This is a genomic window from Streptomyces sp. NPDC050485 (assembly GCF_044458185.1).
GTDB lineage: Bacteria > Actinomycetota > Actinomycetes > Streptomycetales > Streptomycetaceae > Streptomyces.
The window spans coordinates 191,798-211,147 of the sequence record NZ_JBITHR010000015.1; the positions used below are offsets into that span (position 1 = coordinate 191,798).

Genomic DNA, 19,350 nt, shown 5'->3' on the forward strand with positions numbered 1-19,350 from the left:
GCGCCTTGCGATCGCACGCACCAGACGCCGCGGCCTGATCCGGACGGGGTTTAAACACAGGCTCTCAGCACGTGACCCGGAGCTCCTTGAGACCCCGGATGACGAATCCGGGCCTGCGCTCCGGCTCGGCGGCCAGCCGCAGCCGGGGCGCCTTTCTGATCAACTCCCCGAAGGACGCCTGGAGTTCGACGCGGGCCAGCGGGGCGCCGAGGCAGTAGTGGATGCCCGCGCCGAAGGAGATGTGCGGGTTGTCCGCGCGGGTCAGATCCAGGGTGTCCGGGTCGGCGAACCTCGCCGGGTCGCGGTTGGCCGAGCCGAAGAGCAGGGCGACCTCGCTGCCGCGCGGGAGGGCCCGCCCGGCGAACTCGATGTCTTCGAGGACCCAGCGTTCGAAGAGCTGAAGCGGGGTGTCGTACCGCATCAACTCCTCGATGGCGGTGGGGAGCAGGGCGTCCGGCGCGGCTCGGAGTGCGGCGAGCTGCGCGGGGTTTCGGAGCAGCGCCCACCAGCCGTTCGCGGTGGTGTTCACGGTGGCCTCGTGACCGGCGTTGAGCAGCAGCACGCAGGTCGAGACCATCTCCTGCTCGGAGAGCCGGTCGAGCCGATCGCGCTGGTCGAGCCGGTCGCCACTGGCACCGCTGCCGTCCTCGTACGCGGCGATGAGCGCGGAGATGAGATCTTCGCCGGGGTCTTTGCGCCGCTCTGCGATCAACTCCCGTAGGTACACGCTGAATTCGAGGGATGCGGTGACGGCCCGGGTGGCGGTGTCCTCGTCCGGGTTGAGCTCGTACATGCCGCAGATCGCGGCCGACCAGGGGCGCAGCAGCGGGCGGTCCGCCTCGGGGATGCCGAGCATCTCGGCGATGACCGCGACGGGCAGGGGCTCGGCGACCGCGGCGATCAGGTCGCCGCCGCCCGCCGCGCGGAAGTCGTCGACGAGCCGGGCGGCGAGGCGGCGCACGGTCGGGGCGAGGCGCTCGACGGTGCGCGGGGTGAAGGCCTGCGAGACGAGCCGCCGGATGCGGGTGTGGTCCGGGGGCTCCAGATCGAGCATGCCGTGATCGTTGAGGGTGTGGAACGGCTCGTGCGCGGCGGGTGGCGCGGGTCGGCCGAACTCCTCGTGGCTGAACCGGTGTTGATAACTCCGGCCGAGCCTTCGGTCCCGCAGCAGGGCGGACACGTCCGCGTGGTGCGGGACGAGCCACTGCCCGGTGGGCGCGTAGTGATGCACCCGGCCCGCTGCGCGGAGCTCCGCGTACGCGGGATAGGGGTCGGCGACGAACCCGGCCGAGCCGGGCAGGAAGACGGCGCTGGCATCCATGTGGCTGAGCATGCGGTGTGGGGGCTGGGGGATCAAGGCGGTTCACCCACCCGCCCGCCCATGCCGGGTGCGGCTGCCCCCGGCGGTCGGCGGGCGGAACCCCTCAGGGGCGCGGGGAACTGCGCGACCAGCCACGCGCGGCCCGCAGCCAAGCGGGCGCACCGGGCGGGCCCGGGGGCGCTCAGCTCGGGGTGACCAGGCGGGTCTCGTACGCGTACACCGCCGCCTGCGTACGATCCCGCAGCCCCAGCTTCACCAGCACCCGGCTCACGTGCGTCTTGATCGTGGACTCGGCCACCACAAGGCGGTCCGCGATCTCCTGGTTGGAGAGGCCCTGGGCGATCAGGACCAGGACCTCCGTCTCGCGGTCGGTGAGCTCCTCGACCTGCCCGGTCGGCGACGCCCCGGCCCGCTGCACCGGCATCACCCGCGCGAACTCGGTGATCAGCCGGCGCGTCACGGACGGCGCGAGCAGCGCCTCGCCGGACGCCACCACCCGTACCCCCTCGGCGAGTTGACGCGCGGAGGCGTCCTTCAGCAGGAACCCCGACGCCCCTGCCCGCAGCGCCTGGTAGACGTACTCGTCCAGGTCGAACGTCGTCAGGACGAGCACCTTGGAGGCGGCGTCCGCCGCGACGATCTCCCGCGTCGCCTCGATGCCGTTCATCCCCGGCATCCGGATGTCCATCAGGACCACGTCGGGCCGCAGCGCCTGCACCTGGGCGACCGCCTCGCGGCCGTCGACCGCCTCGCCGACGACCTCGATGTCCGGCTGCGCGCCGAGCAGCACGGAGAAGCCCTCGCGCACCATCACCTGGTCGTCGACGATCAGAACTCGGATCGTCACGCCCCCTCACCCTTCTCCAGGCTCGTCTCCGTCGGCTCCGGCTCGGCCGCGGCGACCGGGATGAAGACGGTCACCTCGTACCCGCCCTCCGCCGACGGCTCCGCCGTCATCGCGCCGCCCAGCATCGCCACCCGCTCCTCCATGCCCGTGATCCCGTGGCCGGAGCCCTGCGAGGGCCCCGCCTCGGTGGTCGCGGGGCCGTTGACGATCCGGAGGCCGAGCCCGCCCAGAACGTATCCGATCTCCACCCGGGCCCCCGCGCCGGGCGCGTGCCGCAGCGTATTGCTGAGCGCCTCCTGGATGATCCGGTACGCCGACAGCTCGACGCCCTGCGGGAGTTCGCGCACCGCGCCGGTGACGATCTTCTCGACGGGCAGCCCGGCCTCGCGGACGTTGTCGAGCAGGCTCTCCAGGTCGGCGAGGGTCGGCTGGGGGGCGTCCGGGGCCTCGTAGTCCTCGGCGCGTACGACGCCGAGCACCCGGCGCAGTTCGGTCAGCGCGGCCACCGCGTTCTCGCGGATGGTGGCGAAGGCCTGGGCGAGCTCGGGCGGTGTGTTCTCGACCCGGTAGGGCGCGGCCTCGGCCTGGATGGCGACCACCGACATGTGGTGCGCCACCACATCGTGCAGCTCGCGCGCGATGTTGGTGCGCTCCTCCAGGACCGTCCGCTTGTCGCGCTCCACCGCGGTGACCGACTTCTCGGCGATGACCTGCCGCTCCGCGTCCCGCCGGATGTGCCGTATCGCGATGATGAGCAGCAGGATGCCGGAGACGGTCGCCATCTGCCCGGTGTTGCTGGAGTCCGCGTAGCCTCGGACTGAGCCCAGCACCACGCCGAACACCAGGGTGACCAGCCACATCCAGCCCGCCACACGGGGGCGGGTGCGCAGCGCCACCACGGTCAGGACGGCGAGGTGCATGGAGAACGAGGGGGGCGACCAGGGACCCATGCTCCCGTGGTCCCCCACCACACCGGTGACGACCGTCGCCGCGCAGGACAGCCAGAACGCCCCGACCGGCCGCACCAGCGTCATGACCATCGGCACAGCCAGGATCAGCCCGCCGAACAGCCAGGCGATGCCGCCTCCGAAGTCCTGCGGGCCGCGCGCGTACCCGAACATCAGCACCCAGAACGCGAGCAGGCAGACCACAGCGTGCGGGGTCCAGGCCGCGTACTCGCGTATCCGGCCCGGGAGCCGGCGGGTCAGCGGCCCGTCGGTGCGCATCTTCGGGAGCGGGCGATAGGCGAACGCGTCGTGGAACAGGTCCTTGCGCAGCCCGCCGTACGCGTCCATGGCCAGCCGGAACTCCGGGCTGCGCTGTGCGCCGCCCGCCTTGCCGCCGCTCCCATGGAGGGGCCTGGTCGTCTCATTCACACCGCCAAAGGTAGGCGGCGGGCCGCCCGGCGGCGTCCGGCGCGAAGCGGATCCTTTGGGGTCCGCCTCAGGGACTACGCGGGGGAAAGGGGGGCCTCGCGTCAGGCGGTCACCTTGGCGACGAACGCGGCGACGTTCGCCACGGTCCGCTCGATCTTCTCCGCCACGGTGAGCGTCTCGTGCAGCCGGCCGCCGGCGCCCGCGTCCTTCTTGCCGCGCACGTACAGCGAGCAGGCGAGGTCGTCGCAGAGGTAGGCGCCCACCGAGTTGCCCTGCTTCCCGGGCTTGCCCGCCTTCGGCGCGACCATCAGGGAGACGTTGCCGCCGTGCGTGGTCAGGCACATCGAGCACATGCTGCGCCGCTGCTGCCCGGAGACGGAGCTCGGGCAGCGCAGCGCGAGCGCCCTCGGGCGGCCGTCCAGCTCGATCACCAGGTAGGCGCGGTCGGGCGCCTGGGGATCTCGCCAGCCCAGATAGTCCAGGTCCTCCCAGGGACGGTCGGCCAGGTCGCGCGGTACGGACAGGCGCTTGGCCTCGCCCTTGGTGCAGTTCACGAACGCGGCACGGATCTCTTGCTCGGTCAGCGGCTTCATAAACGTCATGCTAATTTGCCTAAAGCTTTTAGGCAACTGCATAATCAGTGAAGGAGAACGGAAGGATGGTGATGACCGTGGTGCGCGCAGGACTGACCACCGAACGCCTGGTCCAGGCGGGTGCGGAGCTCGCCGACGAGACCGGCTTCGACCAGGTGACCCCGTCGGCACTCGCCCGGCGGTTCGACGTCAAGGTGGCGAGCCTGTACTCGCACATCAAGAACGCCCAGGACCTCAAGACCAGGATCGCCCTGCTGGCCCTGGAGGAACTCGCCGACCTGGCCGCCGAGGCCGTCGCCGGGCGGGCCGGCAAGGACGCGCTGGCCGGCTTCGCCAACGCCTGCCGCGACTACGCCCGCGAACACCCCGGCCGCTACGCCGCGACGCGGTTCCCGCTCGACCCGGACACCGCGGCGGACAGCGCCGCCTTCCGGCACTCCCTCATGATGCGGGCCATCCTGCGCGGCTACTCCCTGACCGAGCCGGACCAGACGCACGCGGTGCGGCTGCTCGGCAGCGCCTTCCACGGCTTCGTCGACCTGGAGACCGCCGGAAGCTTCAGCCACAGCGCCCCCGACCCGCAGGAGAGCTGGACGCGGACGCTGGACGCCCTGGACGCCCTGCTGCGGAACTGGCCCGCGTCATGAACGGAACCGACCACATGTGGATCACGACACCCATAACCGCCGAACTCCTGCGCGGCGCCGTAGAGTTGGAGCACACCGGGCACGGCGTGCTGCCGCACCGGCTGCCCGCACGGGCCCGCGCCCAGGGCGCCGACGCACAACTGCTCATGGCCGAGTCCCAGCCCGCCGGCGTACGCCTCGCCTTCCGCACCCGGGCCACCGCGATCGAACTGGACGCGCTGCCCACCAAGCGCGTCTACACCGGCGCCCCGCCCCTGCCGGACGGCGTGTACGACCTGCTGGTCGACGGACGCCTGGCCGGGCAGGGCAGGGTGCCCGGCGGCCGCACCCTGACCATCGACATGGCCGCGGGGACCGTCGAGCACCGGGACGGCCCCGTGGGCACCCTCCGCTTCAGCGGCCTGCCCAGCACGGCGAAGGACGTCGAGATCTGGCTGCCGTACAACGAGACCACCCAACTCGTCGCGCTGCGCACCGACGCCCCCGTCGAGCCCGTACCGGACCGGGGCCGCAAGGTGTGGCTGCACCACGGCAGTTCGATCAGCCACGGCTCCGACGCCGCGAGCCCCACCACCACCTGGCCCGCGCACGCCGCCTCCCTCGGCGGCGTCGAACTGATCAATCTGGGCTTCGGCGGCAGCGCACTGCTCGACCCGTTCACCGCGCGTACGCTGCGGGACACCCCGGCCGACCTGATCAGCGTCAAGATCGGCATCAATCTGGTCAACACCGATCTGATGCGGCTGCGCGCGTTCGTACCGGCGGTGCACGGCTTCCTGGACACCATCCGCGAGGGCCACCCCACCACGCCGCTGCTCGTGGTCTCGCCCCTGCTGTGCCCCATCCACGAGGACACCCCGGGGCCCAGCGCCCCCGACCTCACCGCTCTCGCCGACGGGCGGCTGCGGTTCCGGGCCGCGGGCGACCCGGCGGAACGGGCGGCGGGGAAGCTGACCCTGCGGGTCATCCGGGACGAGCTGGCCGGGATCGTGGCGCAGCGCGCCGAGGACGACCCGAACCTGCACCACCTGGACGGCCGTTCGCTCTACGGCGAGGCGGACGCCGCCGAGCTGCCCCTGCCCGACGCCCTCCACCCGGACGCCGCGACCCACCTCCGCATGGGCGAGCGCTTCGCCGAACTGGCCTTCAGGAAAGGGCCGTTCGCGGACGGCAGTACGTACAAGGGCGAGCCGGCGACCGACTGAGGAAGCACCTAGTAGGCGAGCTGGGCGATCTCCTCGGCGACCACGGCGCTCGCGTCGGCCGCCGGGTCGATCAGAGGGAAGTGGCCCACGTCCTCCAGGAGGGTCAGGCCCACCGTCTCGCCCGCCGTGGCCGCGGCGTCGACGTACGCCTCGGCCACGGCCGGCGGTACGACGACGTCCTCGCGGCCCTGCACGATGGCCGTGGCGATCCCGGTGGGCAGCAGCGCGGCGGGGTCAGCGTGCGGGACACGCGCCGCCAACTCGCCTTTGCCACCCAGGAGTTGGAGTACCGCCCCCGAGCAGACGTCCAGCTCCACGGCGGTGGCGAAGTCCGCGATGGGGGCCAGGGCCACCACTCCGCGCAGGGCAGCGGGGCCCCGGGTGCGCCACGGCGAACCCTCCGGCAGTACATGCCGGGCCGCCGCCCACAGCGCGAGGTGGCCGCCGGCCGAGTGCCCGACAAGCACGATGCGGCGGGCGTCGGCCTGCGGCACGGCTTCGCGTACAAGGCCGGGCAGCGCGTCCAGCGCCGCCGCCACGTCGTCGAACGTGTCCGGCCAGCGTCCGGCGACCGGGCCTTCGCCGCCCTGCTGGGGCAGCAGACTCCCCCGCCGGTACTCGACGTTGGCCACGGCGAACCCGCGCTGGGCCAGGAAGTCGGCGAACGGCGTGACGTGCATGCGGTCGTACGGGGCCCGCCAGGCACCGCCGTGCAGCAGCACGACGAGCGGGGCGGCGTTGGTTCCGTCCCGGGGGGTGTAGAAGTCGACCACCTGGTCGGGGTGGGGGCCGTAGGCGGCGGTGGCGTCCGGGGTGACGGGGGGATGGGAAAAGGCGGAGGCCTCTTCGGCCGCGTCACGCTCTGCGGGATCCGTCATTCCCCAACCTTTCCGCCAGGCCAAGCCGGTTGATCACGCTACCAGGGCCCTGCGCAGCGGGGCGGGGGCCTTCCTTCCCGCCCGCCCGTGACGGCCCTGCCGAAAGCCGGGCACCAGTGGGTGCGCACCCACCGCCGGCGACCGCCCGCCTGCGGGCGCCAACGGCGGGTGGCCCAGGGCCGGTTCCTCAGCCATCGCAGGGGGACGAACGGGCGGGCGGGTGGGAAGGTGGAGGCTCCTCAGCTCAGCACCCTCGCCAGTTCCGCCGCCGCGCGCTCCGCGTCCGCGAAGCCCACGTACAGCGGGGTGAAGCCGAAGCGGAGGATGTCGGGGCGGCGGTAGTCGCCGACGACCCCGCGTGCGGTCAGGGTGCGCATCACCTCGCCCGCCTCCGCGCACCGCAGGGACACCTGGCTGCCCCGCTCCGCATGCGCGAGGGGCGTCACCGACGACACCCGGCCCGACGGAACGTACGCTTCCACGCACTCCAGGAAGAAGTCCGTCAGGGCCAGGGACTTCGCCCTGACCGCCTCGATCGAGACCCCCTCCCAGACGTCGAGGGCCGACTCCAGGGCCAGCATGGACAGGATGTCCGGGGTGCCGACCCGGCCCCGTACCGCGCCCTGACCCGGCACGTACTCCGGCCGCATCCCGAACGGGTCCTCGTGCGAGTTCCAGCCGGGCAGCGGCGAGTCGAACCGGGGCTGGTGGTCGCCGCGCACGTACAGGTACGCCGGTGAACCCGGGCCGCCGTTCAGGTACTTGTAGGTGCAGCCCACCGCGAAGTCGACGCCGTGCGCGTCGAGGCCGACCGGCAGCGCGCCCGCGCTGTGGCACAGGTCCCAGACCGCCAGGGCGCCCGCCGCCTGAATGGCCGCCGTCATCCCCGGCAGGTCGTTCAGGCGGCCCGTCCGGTAGTCCACGTGGTTGACGAGGACCGCCGCCGTGCGCGGGCCGAGCGCGGCCGGAATGTCGGCGGGGAGCAGCGCCCTCAGCTGACGGCCCGTCATGCGGGCGGCGGACTCGGCCACGTACCCGTCCGTGGGGAACGTCGACGCGTCGACCAGTATCTCGTCCCGGTCGTCCGGCGCGAGCCGGGCCGCCGCGACCAGCGCCTTGAAGACGTTCACGCTGGTGGAGTCGCCGACCACGATCCGGCCCGGCGCCGAGCCGACGAGCGGCGCGATGCGGTCGCCGATCCGTTCCGGCGCGGTCCACCAGCCGCTCTCCTCCCAGGAGCGGATGCGCAGTTCGCCCCACTCGCGGGCGATGACGTCCTGCATGCGGGCGGGAACATGGCGGGGCAGCGCGCCCAGCGAGTTCCCGTCGAGGTAGACGGCGCCCTCTTCGAGCGCGAACAGCTCGCGGTGCTTGGCGAGTTCGTCTGCGGCGTCGTACGCCGCGGCCTTTCCGGCCAGGGTCGTCGGCTCAGACATGGCTGCGCGCCGTCCACAGCTCGGGGAACACGTTCTTCGTGGCGCGCTTCTCCAGCCAGGCCACCCCGGCCGAACCGCCGGTGCCCGCCTTCGCGCCCATCGCCCGCCGCGTCGCGACCAGATGGTCGTTGCGCCATCTCCACACGAGTTCGCCGACATCGGTCAACGCCTCGCCCAGGCGCACCAGTTCAGCGTTCTGGTCGCCCGCGTACAGCTCCGTCCAGACCGCCTCGACCTCGGCCGACGGCTCGTACTTCCGGGTCAGGTCGCGCTGGAGGACCGCGGCGGGGACCGCGTACCCGCGCCGGGCGAGCAGGGCGAGGACCTCGTCGTACAGGCTCGGCTCGCCGAGCGCCTTCTCCAGCTCGGCGTGCACGCGCGGCGCGCCCCGGTGCGGGACCAGCATCGACGCGGACTTGTCGCCGAGCAGGAACTCCATCCGCCGGTACATCGCCGACTGGAACCCGGAGCCCTCGCCGAGCGCGGCCCGGTAGGAGTTGAACTGCGCCGGGGTCAGCTGCGCCAGCGGCGTCCACGAGGCGTTGAGCGCCTCCAGCTCCCGTACCGAACGCTTCAGGGCGTCGACCGCGACCTGCACCCGGTCCGCGCGCAGCGCCCGCGAGGCGGTCTCCCACTCGTGCACGACGACCGTGAACCACAGCTCCATGACCTGGGTGGTGACCAGGAAGACCATCTCGCCCGGGTCGTCGGAGCGCAGGTGCTGGAGGTGGGTGAGGACGTCCGCCTGGACGTAGTCCTCGTACGGCGTGGTGCCCGCGAAGTCGAGATTCGGGGTCTCCGGCTCGTCGCCCGTGGCTGGCGACGCGACCGGTTCGGACATCTTTGATGACATCGCTGTCTCCTCGATGTGTCCGGGTAGCGGTCCGCCCCTTCCTTCATCGGCATCGGAGCCCCGGTCCCCACCGGCATCATAAGCACGCCGAAGCCCGCTTGGTCAGGGCACCGAAGGGCCCGAAACGAAGGTCCCGGACGGGGTGCGGGGCCAGGCCAGATACCCGGTCCTCGGATGCCGGGTCCTCGTGCGCGCGACCGTGCCGCACGCGGCTGCCCGTGCCGTCCGTGTCAGCGGTACAGACGGCACGGGCGGCGCGGGCGATCCCGTTGAACTTTTCCGATCAGCGTTGCCGATCAACGTTCCCGATCAGCGTTGCCCGATCAGCCCAGGGTGTCGGCGGCGAGCGGCGAGGAGTCCCGCAGGAAGCTCGAGCAGCGCTCGTACTCGGCGTCCTCACCGATCGCCTGCGCGGCACGCGCGAGGGCGTGCAGGGCGCGCAGGAAGCCCCGGTTGGGCTCGTGCTCCCACGGCACCGGGCCGTGTCCCTTCCACCCGGCGCGGCGCAGCGAGTCCAGGCCGCGGTGGTATCCGGTACGGGCGTAGGCGTACGACTCGACGGTGCGGCCGCCGTCGAACGCGTCGTCGGCGAGCTGCGCCCAGGCGAGCGAGGAGGTGGGGTACTTGGCGGCGACATCGGCGGGCGCGGCACCCCCGGCGAGCAGCGCACGCGGCTCCGGGTCGTCGGGCAGCAGGGTCGGGGCGGGGCCCCCGAGCAGGTTCTCGTGAATGGACATGGGAGCCAGTCTGCCACCGAGTTTTCCCAAACCTGGTCGGCAGAAATCAAGCCCCTCATGGGGGTCCCCCTGGCCCGTCGGGCCTCGGGGGAGTTTGCGGAGCGGGGGTCCGGAGGCGGCGCCCCCAGCGAACCGGCCGCACTACTCACCCCGCCCGGGCTCAATCGCCGGCCCGGACACCCCGCACTGCATCCGGCACTGCGGCTCCACCACCGCCTCCGCCGGCCGCCGCACGGTCAGGAAGGCAACCAGAGCGGCCAGCGCCAGCGAACCCGCGCACATCGGCATGGCCCGCCGGAACGTCGCCCCGAACTCCGCCGCCGAGCGGTACGCCTCCGGCCCCATCCCCGCGGCCAGCGGCAGCGCGGCCACCGCGATCAGGCCGGCCGCGCGCGCGGCGGCGTTGTTGATGCCGCTGGCGAGCCCGGCCCGGCCCGCGTCGACGGACCCGAGCACCGTCGCGGTGAGCGGCGCCACCAGGGTGACCATGCCGAGGCCAAGCACGAACAGCGCGGGCAGCACATCGCGTACGTACGACGCGTGCTCGCCGACCCGCAGCATCAGCAGCATCCCCGCCGCGCACAGCAGCGGCCCCACGGTGAGCGGGACCCGCGGCCCGATCCGCTGGCCGAGCTCGCCGGAGCGGGCCGAGAGCAGCAGCATCAGCACGGTGGTCGGCAGCAGCGCGGCGCCCGCGCCGAGCGCCGAGTACCCGACGACGACCTGGAGCTGGAGCGCGGCGAGGAAGAAGAATCCGCCGAAGGCGGCGTACACGCACACCGTCACCGCGTTGACCGCGGTGAAGACCCGGGAGCGGAAGATGTCCGGCGGCAGCATCGGCTCGGGCAGCCGCCGTTCGCGCCGCGCGAACGCCACACCGAGCCCGAGTGCGGCGACCGCGGCCCCGACGACCAGCCGCGACGAGCCCTGGCCCGGGGCCTCGATCAGCGCGTACGTCGCGAGGGCGAGGGTCAGCGCGCCGAGCGCGGCGCCCGTCGCGTCGAAGCGGCCGGTGTGGGCGCGCGGGTCGCGCGACTCGGGTACGTGGCGCAGGGCGACCGGTACGCAGAGCGCGGCCAGCGGCACGTTGATCAGGAACACCCAGCGCCAGCCGGGGCCGTCCACCAGCCAGCCGCCGAGGAACGGGCCGACGGCGGCGCCGACCCCGCCGAGCCCGGACCACACGCCGACCGCGCGGGCCCGGTCGTCGGGGTGGAAGCCCGCCTGGATGATCGCGAGGGAGCCGGGGGTGAGCAGGGCGCCGCCGATGCCCTGGAGGGCGCGGGCGGCGATCAGCACCCCGGCGTCGGGGGCGAGCCCGCACAGCAGCGATCCGGCGGCGAACCACACCACCCCGATGACGAACACCTTCCGCCGCCCGTAGCGGTCGCCGAGGGCGCCGCCGAGCAGGATGAGGCCGGCGAGGGTGAGCATGTACGCGTTGACGGTCCACTGCAGTACGGCCATGTCGGCGTTGAGGTCGGCGCCGATGTGGGGCAGGGCGACGTTGACGACGGTCGAGTCGAGCATGGCCATGCCGGACCCGAGCACGGTGGTGAGCAGCACCCAGCGGCCGGGGCGGGTGCCGATGCGTACGTAGTCCGCCACAGCGGATCTGTCCCCCACCCCGCCCCTCCCCGAAACCCGCCGGGGGTGGGGGGGAAGGGTGAAGGGGGTCTCCCGGGGCTCCGCCCCGGCCCCCGAGCGGGGGCTCCGCCCCCTGCACCCCCGCTCCTCAAACTCCCCCAAGGGCTGAAGGGCCAGGGGGGACCCCCATGAGGGGCTGGGTTTTCGCTTGCCAGGGCTGACTCAGCTGTCAGCCCAGCCGGCCCAGTGCCCGTACCAGCGCCCCCACCCCCGCCTCGGCCTTCGTCCGCGGGCATCCCACGTTCAGCCGGACGAAACCCGGCGCCCCGTACACCGCACCCGGCATGATCGCGACCCGCTCGACCTCCACCAGCTCCCGCTGCAGCGCCGCATCGTCCACACCCAGCGGCCGAAGGTCGATCCACGCGAGGTAGCCCGCCTGTGGAGGGGTCCAACTCAGGGCGGGGAACGCCGAGTTGAGGCGGGACGCGACCAGCGACAGGTTGCCCGCCACGTACGCCCGCAGCGCGTCCAGCCACCCCCCGCCCTCCCGGTACGCCGCGATGTGCGCGGTCAGCGAGAGCACCGCGGGCGAGCCGAGACCCTCCCCCGTCTCCATGCGGCGGACGAACTCCGCATGGTCCGCCGCCGCTGCGACGATCCCGTACGCCCCCGTCAGCGCGGGAAAGTTGAACGACTTCGTGCCGGAGGTGATCAGCGCCCAGCGGCCCCGCCCGAACCGCGTCCACGGCAGGTGCCGATGGCCGTCGTGGACGAAGTCCGCGTGGATCTCGTCGCTGATCACCGCGACCCCGTACCGCTCGGCGAGCTCCGCGAAGCCGGTCAGTTCGGGCTCCGTCCACACCCGGCCGGTCGGGTTGTGCGGCGAGCACAGGAGCAGCACCCGGCTGTCGTCCCGGGCCAGCGCCGCCTCCAGCGCGGCCGGGTCGCCGAGCGGGACGCCGCGCAGCTCCCGCCCGAGCCCGCCGACCGCCTTGCGGAAACCGTCGTACACAGGGGTGTGGACAACGATCCCGTCCCCGGGCCCGGTCCACATGCGCAGGAGCTGCGAGAGCTGGTTGAGCACCGAGGGCGCGTACACGAGCCGGCCGGTGTCGATCTCCGTCGCGTGCCGGTCCCGGTACCAGTCGCGTACCGCCGAGCGGAACTCCTCGTTCTGCCAGTCGGTGTAGCCGAACACCCCGTGCGCGACCCGCTCCTGGAGCGCCGCGAGCACTTGGGGCGGGCAGGCGAAGTCCATGTCGGAGATGGTGAACGGCAGCAGCCCGGCCGCCCCGAACCGCTCGGCCACCCCGTCCCACTGCACGCTCCAGGTGCCGCGCCGGTCGACGGGTATGTCGAAGCCGAAGTCGATATCGGAGTGGGGGTCGGAGTCGTACGTCATCGAGAACCTCCGGGTACGGCTCGGGCCCGGCACCCCCCGAAAGGGAGGCCGGGCCCGGGCGGACAAGACGTGGTTACTTCAGCTTCGTGCCGGTCGAGCGCAGGTTCGCGCACGCCTCGGTCACACGCTTGGCCATGCCGGCCTCGGCCAGCTTGCCCCAGGTGCGCGGGTCGTACGTCGACTTCTTGCCGACCTCGCCGTCGACCTTCAGGACACCGTCGTAGTTGCGGAACATGTGGTCCGCGACCGGGCGGGTGAACGCGTACTGGGTGTCGGTGTCGAGGTTCATCTTCACGACGCCGTTCTCCAGGGCGGTCGCGATCTCCTCGGCCGTGGAGCCGGAGCCGCCGTGGAAGACGAAGTCGAACGGCGAGGCCTTGCCGTACTTCTCGCCGACACCCGCCTGGAGGTCCTTGAGCAGCTCGGGGCGGAGCACGACGTTGCCCGGCTTGTAGACGCCGTGGACGTTGCCGAAGGACGCGGCAAGCAGGTAACGGCCCTTCTCGCCCAGGCCCAGGGCCTCGGCGGTGCGCAGCGCGTCGTCGACGGTCGTGTACAGCTCGTCGTTGATCTCGTGGCTGACGCCGTCCTCCTCGCCGCCGGTCGGGGTGATCTCGACCTCAAGGATGATCTTCGCGGCGGCGGCCTTGGCGAGCAGCTCCTGGCCGATGGCCAGGTTGTCCGCGAGGGTCTCGGCGGAGCCGTCCCACATGTGGGACTGGAACAGCGGGTTCAGGCCCTTGGCGACGCGCTCGGCGGAGACCTCGATCAGCGGGCGGACGTAGCCGTCCAGCTTGTCCTTCGGGCAGTGGTCGGTGTGCAGCGCGACCGTGATGTCGTACTTGGCGGCGACGACGTGCGCGAACTCGGCCAGGGCGACCGCGCCGGTGACCATGTCCTTGTTGTACTGGCCACCCAGGAACTCGGCACCGCCGGTGGAGATCTGGATGATGCCGTCGCTCTCGGCCTCCGCGAAGCCGCGCAGCGCAGCGTGCAGGGTCTGGGTCGAGGTCACGTTGATGGCCGGGTAGGCGAACTTGCCTGCCTTCGCCCGGTCGAGCATCTCGTTGTAGACCTCGGGGGTTGCGATGGGCATCTGTCCGCTCCTTGTGATGTGCGGGTGTGCGTATGTGCTGGCCCTGACCTGGGGGCGACGTCATCGTCGCGGCCTATCTTTCCAGACTCTGGCCCTGGCTCCACCCGGCGGACGCGCGAGGGGCGGGCTGTTTCACGTGAAACAGCCCGCCCCTTGAAGAATGCGCAGGTCAAAACCCGCATGCCCGGATCTCGGGACCTAGGTCACGAGTTTTACGCGAGCCCGAGGTCCGTCGAGGAGAACGCGAAGACGTACGGCACGCCCGCGCCCTCGGTGATCTTCTCGGCGGCGCCGGTCGCGCGGTCCACGATCGTCGCGACGGCGACGACCTCGGCGCCGGCCGCGCGGACCGCCTCGACGGCGGTCAGCGGGGAGCCGCCGGTGGTGGAGGTGTCCTCGACGACCAGGACCCGGCGGCCCTTGATGTCCGGGCCCTCGACCTGGCGCTGCATGCCGTGCGCCTTGGCGGCCTTGCGGACGACGAAGGCGTCCAGGGTGCGGCCGCGGGCGGCGGCCGCGTGCAGCATCGCGGCGGCCACCGGGTCGGCGCCCATGGTCAGGCCGCCGACCGCGTCGAAGTCGAACTCGGCCGTGACGTCGAGCATCACCTGGCCGACCAGCGGCGCGGCGACGCCGTCAAGGGTGACCCGGCGCAGGTCGACGTAGTAGTCGGCCTCGATCCCGGAGGAGAGGGTCACCTTGCCGTGCACCACGGCCTTGTCCTTGATCTGCTGGAGCAGGTCAGCGCGTACGTCAGTCATGTCTTAGAGCTTAAGGGCCCCGCTCACAGGCGGCGCCACGTCCAGGTGGTCGCCAGCTCCAGCGGGTCGATGGGGGTGACGAGGCGGGGCAGGGTGTTGAGCCCGTTGGGCGGGCCCGACTGCGGCTCCACGCAGACGGCCTCGTGCTGCTCGTCGTAGACCACGACCCACTCGGTGCGGCTGGTGACCTTCAGTTCGAGCCGTTCCGGCCAGGTCAGGGTGACGTCCACGCCGTCGGGCATCCCGAAGCAGTCGTCCCAGGGGCCGGGCAGCGGCTCGATGCGCCGGCCGGTGGGGAGGTGGTCGTCACCGCGCTCCTCCTGCCATGCGGGCGCGAAGGCGAGCTCGACCCGGCTGCCGTCGATCTCCCGCCGGAACCAGGGGTGCCAGCCGGCCTGCGCGGGGAAGGAGTTGTCGTACGTCTCGACGCCCATCCGCACGGTCAGCGCGTCCGGGGTCAGCTCGAAGATCTGGGTGACCGTGCCGGTGTACGGCCACGGCTCGGCCAGCTCGTAGGTGAAGACGGCCTCGGTCTCGGAGACCCGCACGGTCTTCCACGCCGTGTCGCGGCCGGTGCCGTGGATGGCGTGCGGGGCCGCGTTGAGCGGCAGCTGGTACTTCTCGCCGCCGTCGCGGAACTGGCCGTTCTCGACGCGGCCGCACCACGGCACCATCGGGAAGCAGCCGTACTTCTCGCCCTGGCGCAGCACCTCGGTGCCGTCGATCCGCAGGCTGCTGATCCGGCAGCCGTTGCCCGGGTCGACGGTCAATTCCGTGCCGCCGACGCCCAATTTGATCTGGTCACTGCTCACGCCCCGACCCTAACCGGTGGGCCGGGCCGGCGGTCAGAGCCACAGGCTGTCAGCGGCGGCGCCTGAGCGCGCGGCCGACGACCACCGCCGAGGCGAGGGCGAGGGCGGCGGCCGGTGCGACCCAGCGCAGGGTGGCACCGGCGCCGACGCCCGTGGGCGCGGGCACCGGGGCGTACCGGCCGCGCGGCGGTGCGTGGTCGACCTCCTCGGCGCTGCGGCCGATCATCGTGCGGCGGGCGTGCGCGGCCTCGGCGGGCAGCGTCTCGTCGACCTCGATCGCGAACTCCTCGTCGGCGAGCGGGTCCAGGGACGGCGGCGGGACCTCCGCGTCGAAGACCGAGGCGAGCTCCGCCGCGTCGAGGTCGGTGTTGAGGTCGGTGTCGGCGAGCTCGGCCGTCGGCTGCTCGGCGGGTGCGGGCTGGGCGAGCGCCGAGGCGAACCGGTCGAGCAGCCGGGCCGCCGAGGCCCGGACCGCCTCGACCGGGATGTCGGCGGCCCGGCCCTCGGCGAGCGCGGTCCCGGCGAAGGCGAGCAGGGTGCCGCCGGGGGCCGGGTCGAGCCGCACGGTCAGGGCGAGCTCGGCCGCGCCCGCCCCGCGCACCTCGACGCCCTCGCCCTCGAAGGCGAACACGTCGCCGTCCCGCTCGCTGATGCGCAGGGCGCCGCGGTAGGTGATGGTGCTCCCGCCGAGGCGGACCTTCAGCCGGCCCGCGATGGGCGGCTCGCCCGCATCCTGCTGGAGCCCCGGCACACAGCCCGCGACCCGGGCGGGGTCGCGCAGCGTCTGCCGGAGTGACTGGGCCTCAACCGGAACGAACACCTCATGCTCCATAGCCACCGAGCCTACTCAGCACCGGCCGTCACGTCTGCGCAAAAACGCGGCCCCGGCCGGGCGGCCCGGCGCGGATCAGCCGGCGTAGCGCGGATGCACCAGCGTCGACGGCGGGTATCCGGCCGCCTCGCTCGGCGCGGTCAGCGGCTCGGTGCCGGCGGGCAGCCGCACTCCCGGCCGCGCACCGGCCGCGGCCAGCGGCAGCGGCGCGGGGCGGCCGGCCAGGACGAATCCCCAGTCGCGTGCCGAGTCCGCCGGGCCATCGGCGCGGTCGGGGCCGGCGGTGGGCCCGGTGGCGCGCCCGGTCGCCCGGTACGGAAAGGTCTCCAGGCCCGCCGCGCGGACCGTCGCCTCGGCCGTCCAGAAGGTGCGCTCCCGGCTCGCCACGGGCCCCGCGTGCACCACGAGCCGCCCGCCGGGGGCCAGGACGCGGGAGGCGAGCCCGTAGAACTCCTGCGAGTAGAACTTGGTGCCGGCGGTGATGTCGGGGTCGGGCAGGTCCGAGACGACGACGTCGTACGTTCCCGAGGTGCGGCCGTCGCTGCGCAGCCAGCCGAAGGCGTCCGCGATCACCGGGCGCAGCCGGGGGTCCTGGTAGGCGTGTCCGTTCAGGGCCGCCAACTCCGGGTCGGTGCGGGCGAGTTCGATGACATCGGGGTCGAGTTCCACCAGGGTCACCGAGCGCACGCCGGGGTGGCGCAGCGCTTCGCGGGCGGCCAGGCCGTCGCCGCCGCCCAGGATCAGGACCCGGCCGTGCGGGCCCGCGTCGAGCGCGGGGCCGACCAGCGCCGCGGGGTAGCGGGACTGGTCACGGGCGTCGATGCGCAGCCGCCCGTCGAGGAACAGGTCGAGGGGGCCGCCCTTCTTGCCGGTGAGGACGATCTCCTGGACGCGGCTCTGCACGGCGACCCGCACCTGGCCGCCGTACACGGCGCGGCGCGCGGCCTGTTCGAAGTCGCCCACCATGGCGGTGGTCAGGGCGAGCACGGCGAGGACGAGCACATTGGCGCCGAGCAGCACCCAGCGGGCGCGCGGGGACAGGTCGCGGCCGAAGAGCAGCAGGACGAGCGAGCCGCCGGCGACCGCGTTGACCGCGCCGGTGAGCAACGCGCTGGTCAGCTGGCCGAGTTGGGGAAGGAGCAGGAACGGGAAGGCGAGGCCGCCGACGAGCGCGCCCACGTAGTCGGCGGCGAAAAGGTCGGCCACGGTGCCGCTCGCGTCTCCCGCGGCGCGCCGCGAGACGCGCTGGATGAGGGTCATCAGGAGCGGGATCTCGGCGCCGATCAGCATGCCGATCGCGAGCGAGAACGCGACCAGCGCGTACCGCGAGCCGCCGAACCAGGCGAACGTCGCGTACAGCGCCATCGCGGAGCAGCCGCCCACCAGGGCGAGGGTGGTCTCGATGAGGCCGAAGCCGACGGCGGCGCGGCAGCGCAGCCGCTTGGCGAGCAGTGAGCCGACGCCCATCGCGAAGACCATCACCGAAAGGACGACCGAGGCCTGGGTGACCGAGTCTCCGATCAAGTACGAGGCGAGGGCGACCAGTTCGAGCTCGTACACGAGACCGCAGGCGGCGCAGATGAACACGACGGCCAGGACGAGGAACCGACCCGACCGCGGACTACTCACGGGAGCGGGGAGCGGTTCGATCATGATGCGAACGCTACGTCACACTCCGTTTGCTTCCTGTCACCCACACGGGTTCAACTGGAGCGGGTCACCGGCGGACCGAGCGCCTCAGAGTCCGACGGGTGCGGGCTTTCGCGCTCCGACCCGGGTCCGGGTCACCACCAACTGCCCTTCCTGCGGGTAGGCGTGCCAGGTGCGCCACCACACCTGGTCCTCGCCGCGCTGCGCGAGCATCGCGGTGAACGCGTGCGGGGAGCCGGGAAACGTTCCGGCCAGCCCGTTGGGGTGGTCGGCGACCAGCGCGAGGAGTTCCTGCGCGCGCCCCGCGAACGAGCCGCGCGACAGCGTCTCGACGCGCGCGGCGAACTCGTAGTCCCACTCCCCGAGCCGCTTCGCCACGCCGAGCGGCAGCGGCGTGCTGCTGCCGGGCATGCAGGCGACGGTCTCCGAGCAGGTGCCGCGCTCCTCGTCGAGGAGTACTTGGTGCGAGGCGCCGAGGAGTCTCAACTGGAGGTTGGCGCCGGAGAGTTGGAGGTCGAGTACGGCGAGGGCGGGCAGCGGCTCCCTGCCGAGCGCCCAGGCGAGGTCGGCGGCGCGCGTGTCGGTGTAGGTGGTCTTGAGGGTCGTGAGCATGGGTGGGCTCCGCAAAACACACATGTGGCGGGTGGGTGACCGATGTCACCTCGGACCGGAACGAAGTACGGGGTACCGGCTCTGGCTCGCCCGGGGTGGGTCCGAGGGCTGCGTCGTTTCTCATCTGCGAGGGAATCATGAAGTGCCCGGCGCTCACAGCTTTTTTACCCAACTTGATGGGGTTTCCATCCTCTGGGGGGCCACTCGGTTCAAACGTTCAACTACCGGCGGGAAAGAAGGCGCCCGGTCGGCACCGGTCCACCGGGCGCACAACGGGCGGGACCGGCGGCGGAATCGGCTGCCCCGTGTCAGCCGCGACCGCCCACCGGCCCCCTGTGCCAACCAGTCCCCTCCACTAGCTGGAACCGCAGCCGCCGCCCCCGCAGCCCGAGTGGCCGCCGCACCCCGAGTGGCCCCCTCCGCAGGAGTGGTGGCCGCCGTGGTGGCCGCCGCCTCCCCCGCACGACGAGCCGCCCGAATCGCCGGCCGCCCACCAGCCGGCCCCCGATGCCGCCGAGGCCTCCGAACTGGCCCCGCGCGCCCGCGACTTGGCGAAGTTCACCCGGCGGCTGCGCTGCTGGCGGACCTTCTCCGCCAGCAGGAACATCCCCCACCCCACGAAGAACACCGCCACCACACCGACCACGATGAGGTACCCCATCCCTGTCCCCCCCTTCCGGTCCCGTCGGGGTTCACGGCCCC

Annotated in this window: 19 protein-coding genes; 2 read left to right on the forward strand and 17 right to left on the reverse strand. The window is 72.7% G+C overall.

What is annotated here, in order from left to right:
• Nucleotides 1–64: 64 nt before the first annotated feature.
• From ACIBK6_RS28085 to ACIBK6_RS28100, 4 genes are all read right to left on the reverse strand, one after another.
• Nucleotides 65–1,321 carry a cytochrome P450 gene (locus ACIBK6_RS28085; protein ID WP_399054160.1) on the reverse strand — a complete coding sequence of 419 codons (1,257 nt, stop codon included), beginning with the start codon at nucleotides 1,319–1,321 and terminating at the stop codon, nucleotides 65–67.
• 181 nt (nucleotides 1,322–1,502) lie between these two features.
• Nucleotides 1,503–2,168, reverse strand: a complete 666-nt coding sequence (locus ACIBK6_RS28090; protein WP_399054161.1) for a response regulator — start codon at nucleotides 2,166–2,168, stop codon at nucleotides 1,503–1,505.
• Nucleotides 2,165–3,544: a sensor histidine kinase gene (locus tag ACIBK6_RS28095; RefSeq protein ID WP_399054162.1), complete on the reverse strand. Its 1,380-nt coding sequence runs from the start codon at nucleotides 3,542–3,544 to the stop codon at nucleotides 2,165–2,167. The genes ACIBK6_RS28090 and ACIBK6_RS28095 overlap by 4 nt, the downstream gene beginning before the upstream one ends.
• Before the next feature lie 101 nt (nucleotides 3,545–3,645).
• A complete protein-coding gene (locus ACIBK6_RS28100; protein ID WP_399054204.1) occupies nucleotides 3,646–4,137 on the reverse strand; it encodes an FBP domain-containing protein in 492 nt (163 codons plus the stop codon).
• Nucleotides 4,138–4,214: 77 nt separating this feature from the next.
• Here ACIBK6_RS28100 and ACIBK6_RS28105 point away from each other — a divergent pair, with 77 nt between their 5' ends.
• Together ACIBK6_RS28105 and ACIBK6_RS28110 are read left to right on the forward strand one after the other, a co-directional pair.
• Nucleotides 4,215–4,784: a TetR/AcrR family transcriptional regulator gene (locus tag ACIBK6_RS28105; protein ID WP_399054205.1), complete on the forward strand. Its 570-nt coding sequence runs from the start codon at nucleotides 4,215–4,217 to the stop codon at nucleotides 4,782–4,784.
• Complete coding sequence (locus ACIBK6_RS28110) at nucleotides 4,781–5,989, forward strand: GDSL-type esterase/lipase family protein (protein WP_399054163.1); 1,209 nt, start codon at nucleotides 4,781–4,783, stop codon at nucleotides 5,987–5,989. Before ACIBK6_RS28105 ends, ACIBK6_RS28110 begins: the two co-directional genes overlap by 4 nt.
• 8 nt (nucleotides 5,990–5,997) lie before the next feature.
• On the opposite strand, the gene ACIBK6_RS28115 is transcribed toward ACIBK6_RS28110, so the two are convergent.
• The 13 genes from ACIBK6_RS28115 to ACIBK6_RS28175 all read right to left on the reverse strand — a co-directional run bounded on the left by ACIBK6_RS28115 (nucleotide 5,998) and on the right by ACIBK6_RS28175 (nucleotide 19,309).
• Entirely contained in the window at nucleotides 5,998–6,867 is an 870-nt protein-coding gene (locus ACIBK6_RS28115) for an alpha/beta hydrolase family protein (protein WP_399054165.1), read from the reverse strand.
• Between the two features lie 239 nt (nucleotides 6,868–7,106).
• Entirely contained in the window at nucleotides 7,107–8,303 is a 1,197-nt protein-coding gene (kynU, locus tag ACIBK6_RS28120; protein WP_399054166.1) for a kynureninase, read from the reverse strand.
• Nucleotides 8,296–9,156, reverse strand: a complete 861-nt coding sequence (locus tag ACIBK6_RS28125; RefSeq protein ID WP_399054167.1) for a tryptophan 2,3-dioxygenase family protein — start codon at nucleotides 9,154–9,156, stop codon at nucleotides 8,296–8,298. The genes kynU and ACIBK6_RS28125 overlap by 8 nt, the downstream gene beginning before the upstream one ends.
• Nucleotides 9,157–9,479: 323 nt before the next feature.
• Nucleotides 9,480–9,893, reverse strand: coding sequence for a DUF3151 domain-containing protein (locus ACIBK6_RS28130; protein WP_399054169.1), 414 nt, complete (start codon nucleotides 9,891–9,893; stop codon nucleotides 9,480–9,482).
• Between the two features lie 141 nt (nucleotides 9,894–10,034).
• Entirely contained in the window at nucleotides 10,035–11,519 is a 1,485-nt protein-coding gene (locus tag ACIBK6_RS28135) for an MFS transporter (RefSeq protein WP_399054170.1), read from the reverse strand.
• A gap of 190 nt (nucleotides 11,520–11,709) precedes the next feature.
• On the reverse strand, nucleotides 11,710–12,885 hold the full coding sequence (locus ACIBK6_RS28140; protein ID WP_399054171.1) for a MalY/PatB family protein: 1,176 nt from the start codon (nucleotides 12,883–12,885) through the stop codon (nucleotides 11,710–11,712).
• 73 nt (nucleotides 12,886–12,958) lie between these two features.
• On the reverse strand, nucleotides 12,959–13,981 hold the full coding sequence (fbaA, locus tag ACIBK6_RS28145; RefSeq protein WP_053726437.1) for a class II fructose-bisphosphate aldolase: 1,023 nt from the start codon (nucleotides 13,979–13,981) through the stop codon (nucleotides 12,959–12,961).
• A 212-nt stretch (nucleotides 13,982–14,193) separates the two neighbouring features.
• Nucleotides 14,194–14,742 carry an orotate phosphoribosyltransferase gene (pyrE, locus tag ACIBK6_RS28150; RefSeq protein WP_399054172.1) on the reverse strand — a complete coding sequence of 183 codons (549 nt, stop codon included), beginning with the start codon at nucleotides 14,740–14,742 and terminating at the stop codon, nucleotides 14,194–14,196.
• A gap of 23 nt (nucleotides 14,743–14,765) precedes the next feature.
• The gene (locus ACIBK6_RS28155; protein WP_399054173.1) at nucleotides 14,766–15,554 is read right to left on the reverse strand and encodes an aldose 1-epimerase; all 789 of its coding nucleotides are present in this window, start codon (nucleotides 15,552–15,554) and stop codon (nucleotides 14,766–14,768) included.
• A gap of 49 nt (nucleotides 15,555–15,603) precedes the next feature.
• Nucleotides 15,604–16,386 carry an SRPBCC domain-containing protein gene (locus tag ACIBK6_RS28160; protein WP_399054174.1) on the reverse strand — a complete coding sequence of 261 codons (783 nt, stop codon included), beginning with the start codon at nucleotides 16,384–16,386 and terminating at the stop codon, nucleotides 15,604–15,606.
• A 75-nt stretch (nucleotides 16,387–16,461) separates the two neighbouring features.
• Entirely contained in the window at nucleotides 16,462–18,039 is a 1,578-nt protein-coding gene (locus ACIBK6_RS28165; protein WP_399054175.1) for a polyamine aminopropyltransferase, read from the reverse strand.
• Nucleotides 18,040–18,123: 84 nt separating this feature from the next.
• The gene (locus ACIBK6_RS28170; protein ID WP_399054177.1) at nucleotides 18,124–18,648 is read right to left on the reverse strand and encodes a DUF2617 family protein; all 525 of its coding nucleotides are present in this window, start codon (nucleotides 18,646–18,648) and stop codon (nucleotides 18,124–18,126) included.
• A 355-nt stretch (nucleotides 18,649–19,003) separates the two neighbouring features.
• Nucleotides 19,004–19,309, reverse strand: coding sequence for a hypothetical protein (locus ACIBK6_RS28175; protein ID WP_399054178.1), 306 nt, complete (start codon nucleotides 19,307–19,309; stop codon nucleotides 19,004–19,006).
• Nucleotides 19,310–19,350: the final 41 nt, after the last annotated feature.

Excerpts from the sequence above, each read along its gene's own strand:
- ACIBK6_RS28165 (WP_399054175.1), bottom strand. The coding sequence starts at position 18,039 with ATGATCGAACCGCTCCCCGCTCCCGTGAGTAGTCCGCGGTCGGGTCGG.
- ACIBK6_RS28115 (WP_399054165.1), bottom strand. The coding sequence starts at position 6,867 with ATGACGGATCCCGCAGAGCGTGACGCGGCCGAAGAGGCCTCCGCCTTT.
- ACIBK6_RS28170 (WP_399054177.1), bottom strand. The coding sequence starts at position 18,648 with ATGCTCACGACCCTCAAGACCACCTACACCGACACGCGCGCCGCCGAC.
- kynU (WP_399054166.1), bottom strand. The coding sequence starts at position 8,303 with ATGTCTGAGCCGACGACCCTGGCCGGAAAGGCCGCGGCGTACGACGCC.
- ACIBK6_RS28130 (WP_399054169.1), bottom strand. The coding sequence starts at position 9,893 with ATGTCCATTCACGAGAACCTGCTCGGGGGCCCCGCCCCGACCCTGCTG.
- fbaA (WP_053726437.1), bottom strand. The coding sequence starts at position 13,981 with ATGCCCATCGCAACCCCCGAGGTCTACAACGAGATGCTCGACCGGGCG.
- ACIBK6_RS28100 (WP_399054204.1), bottom strand. The coding sequence starts at position 4,137 with ATGAAGCCGCTGACCGAGCAAGAGATCCGTGCCGCGTTCGTGAACTGC.
- ACIBK6_RS28085 (WP_399054160.1), bottom strand. The coding sequence starts at position 1,321 with ATGGATGCCAGCGCCGTCTTCCTGCCCGGCTCGGCCGGGTTCGTCGCC.
- ACIBK6_RS28110 (WP_399054163.1), top strand. The coding sequence starts at position 4,781 with ATGAACGGAACCGACCACATGTGGATCACGACACCCATAACCGCCGAA.
- ACIBK6_RS28140 (WP_399054171.1), bottom strand. The coding sequence starts at position 12,885 with ATGACGTACGACTCCGACCCCCACTCCGATATCGACTTCGGCTTCGAC.
- pyrE (WP_399054172.1), bottom strand. The coding sequence starts at position 14,742 with ATGACTGACGTACGCGCTGACCTGCTCCAGCAGATCAAGGACAAGGCC.
- ACIBK6_RS28125 (WP_399054167.1), bottom strand. The coding sequence starts at position 9,156 with ATGTCATCAAAGATGTCCGAACCGGTCGCGTCGCCAGCCACGGGCGAC.
- ACIBK6_RS28175 (WP_399054178.1), bottom strand. The coding sequence starts at position 19,309 with ATGGGGTACCTCATCGTGGTCGGTGTGGTGGCGGTGTTCTTCGTGGGG.
- ACIBK6_RS28160 (WP_399054174.1), bottom strand. The coding sequence starts at position 16,386 with ATGGAGCATGAGGTGTTCGTTCCGGTTGAGGCCCAGTCACTCCGGCAG.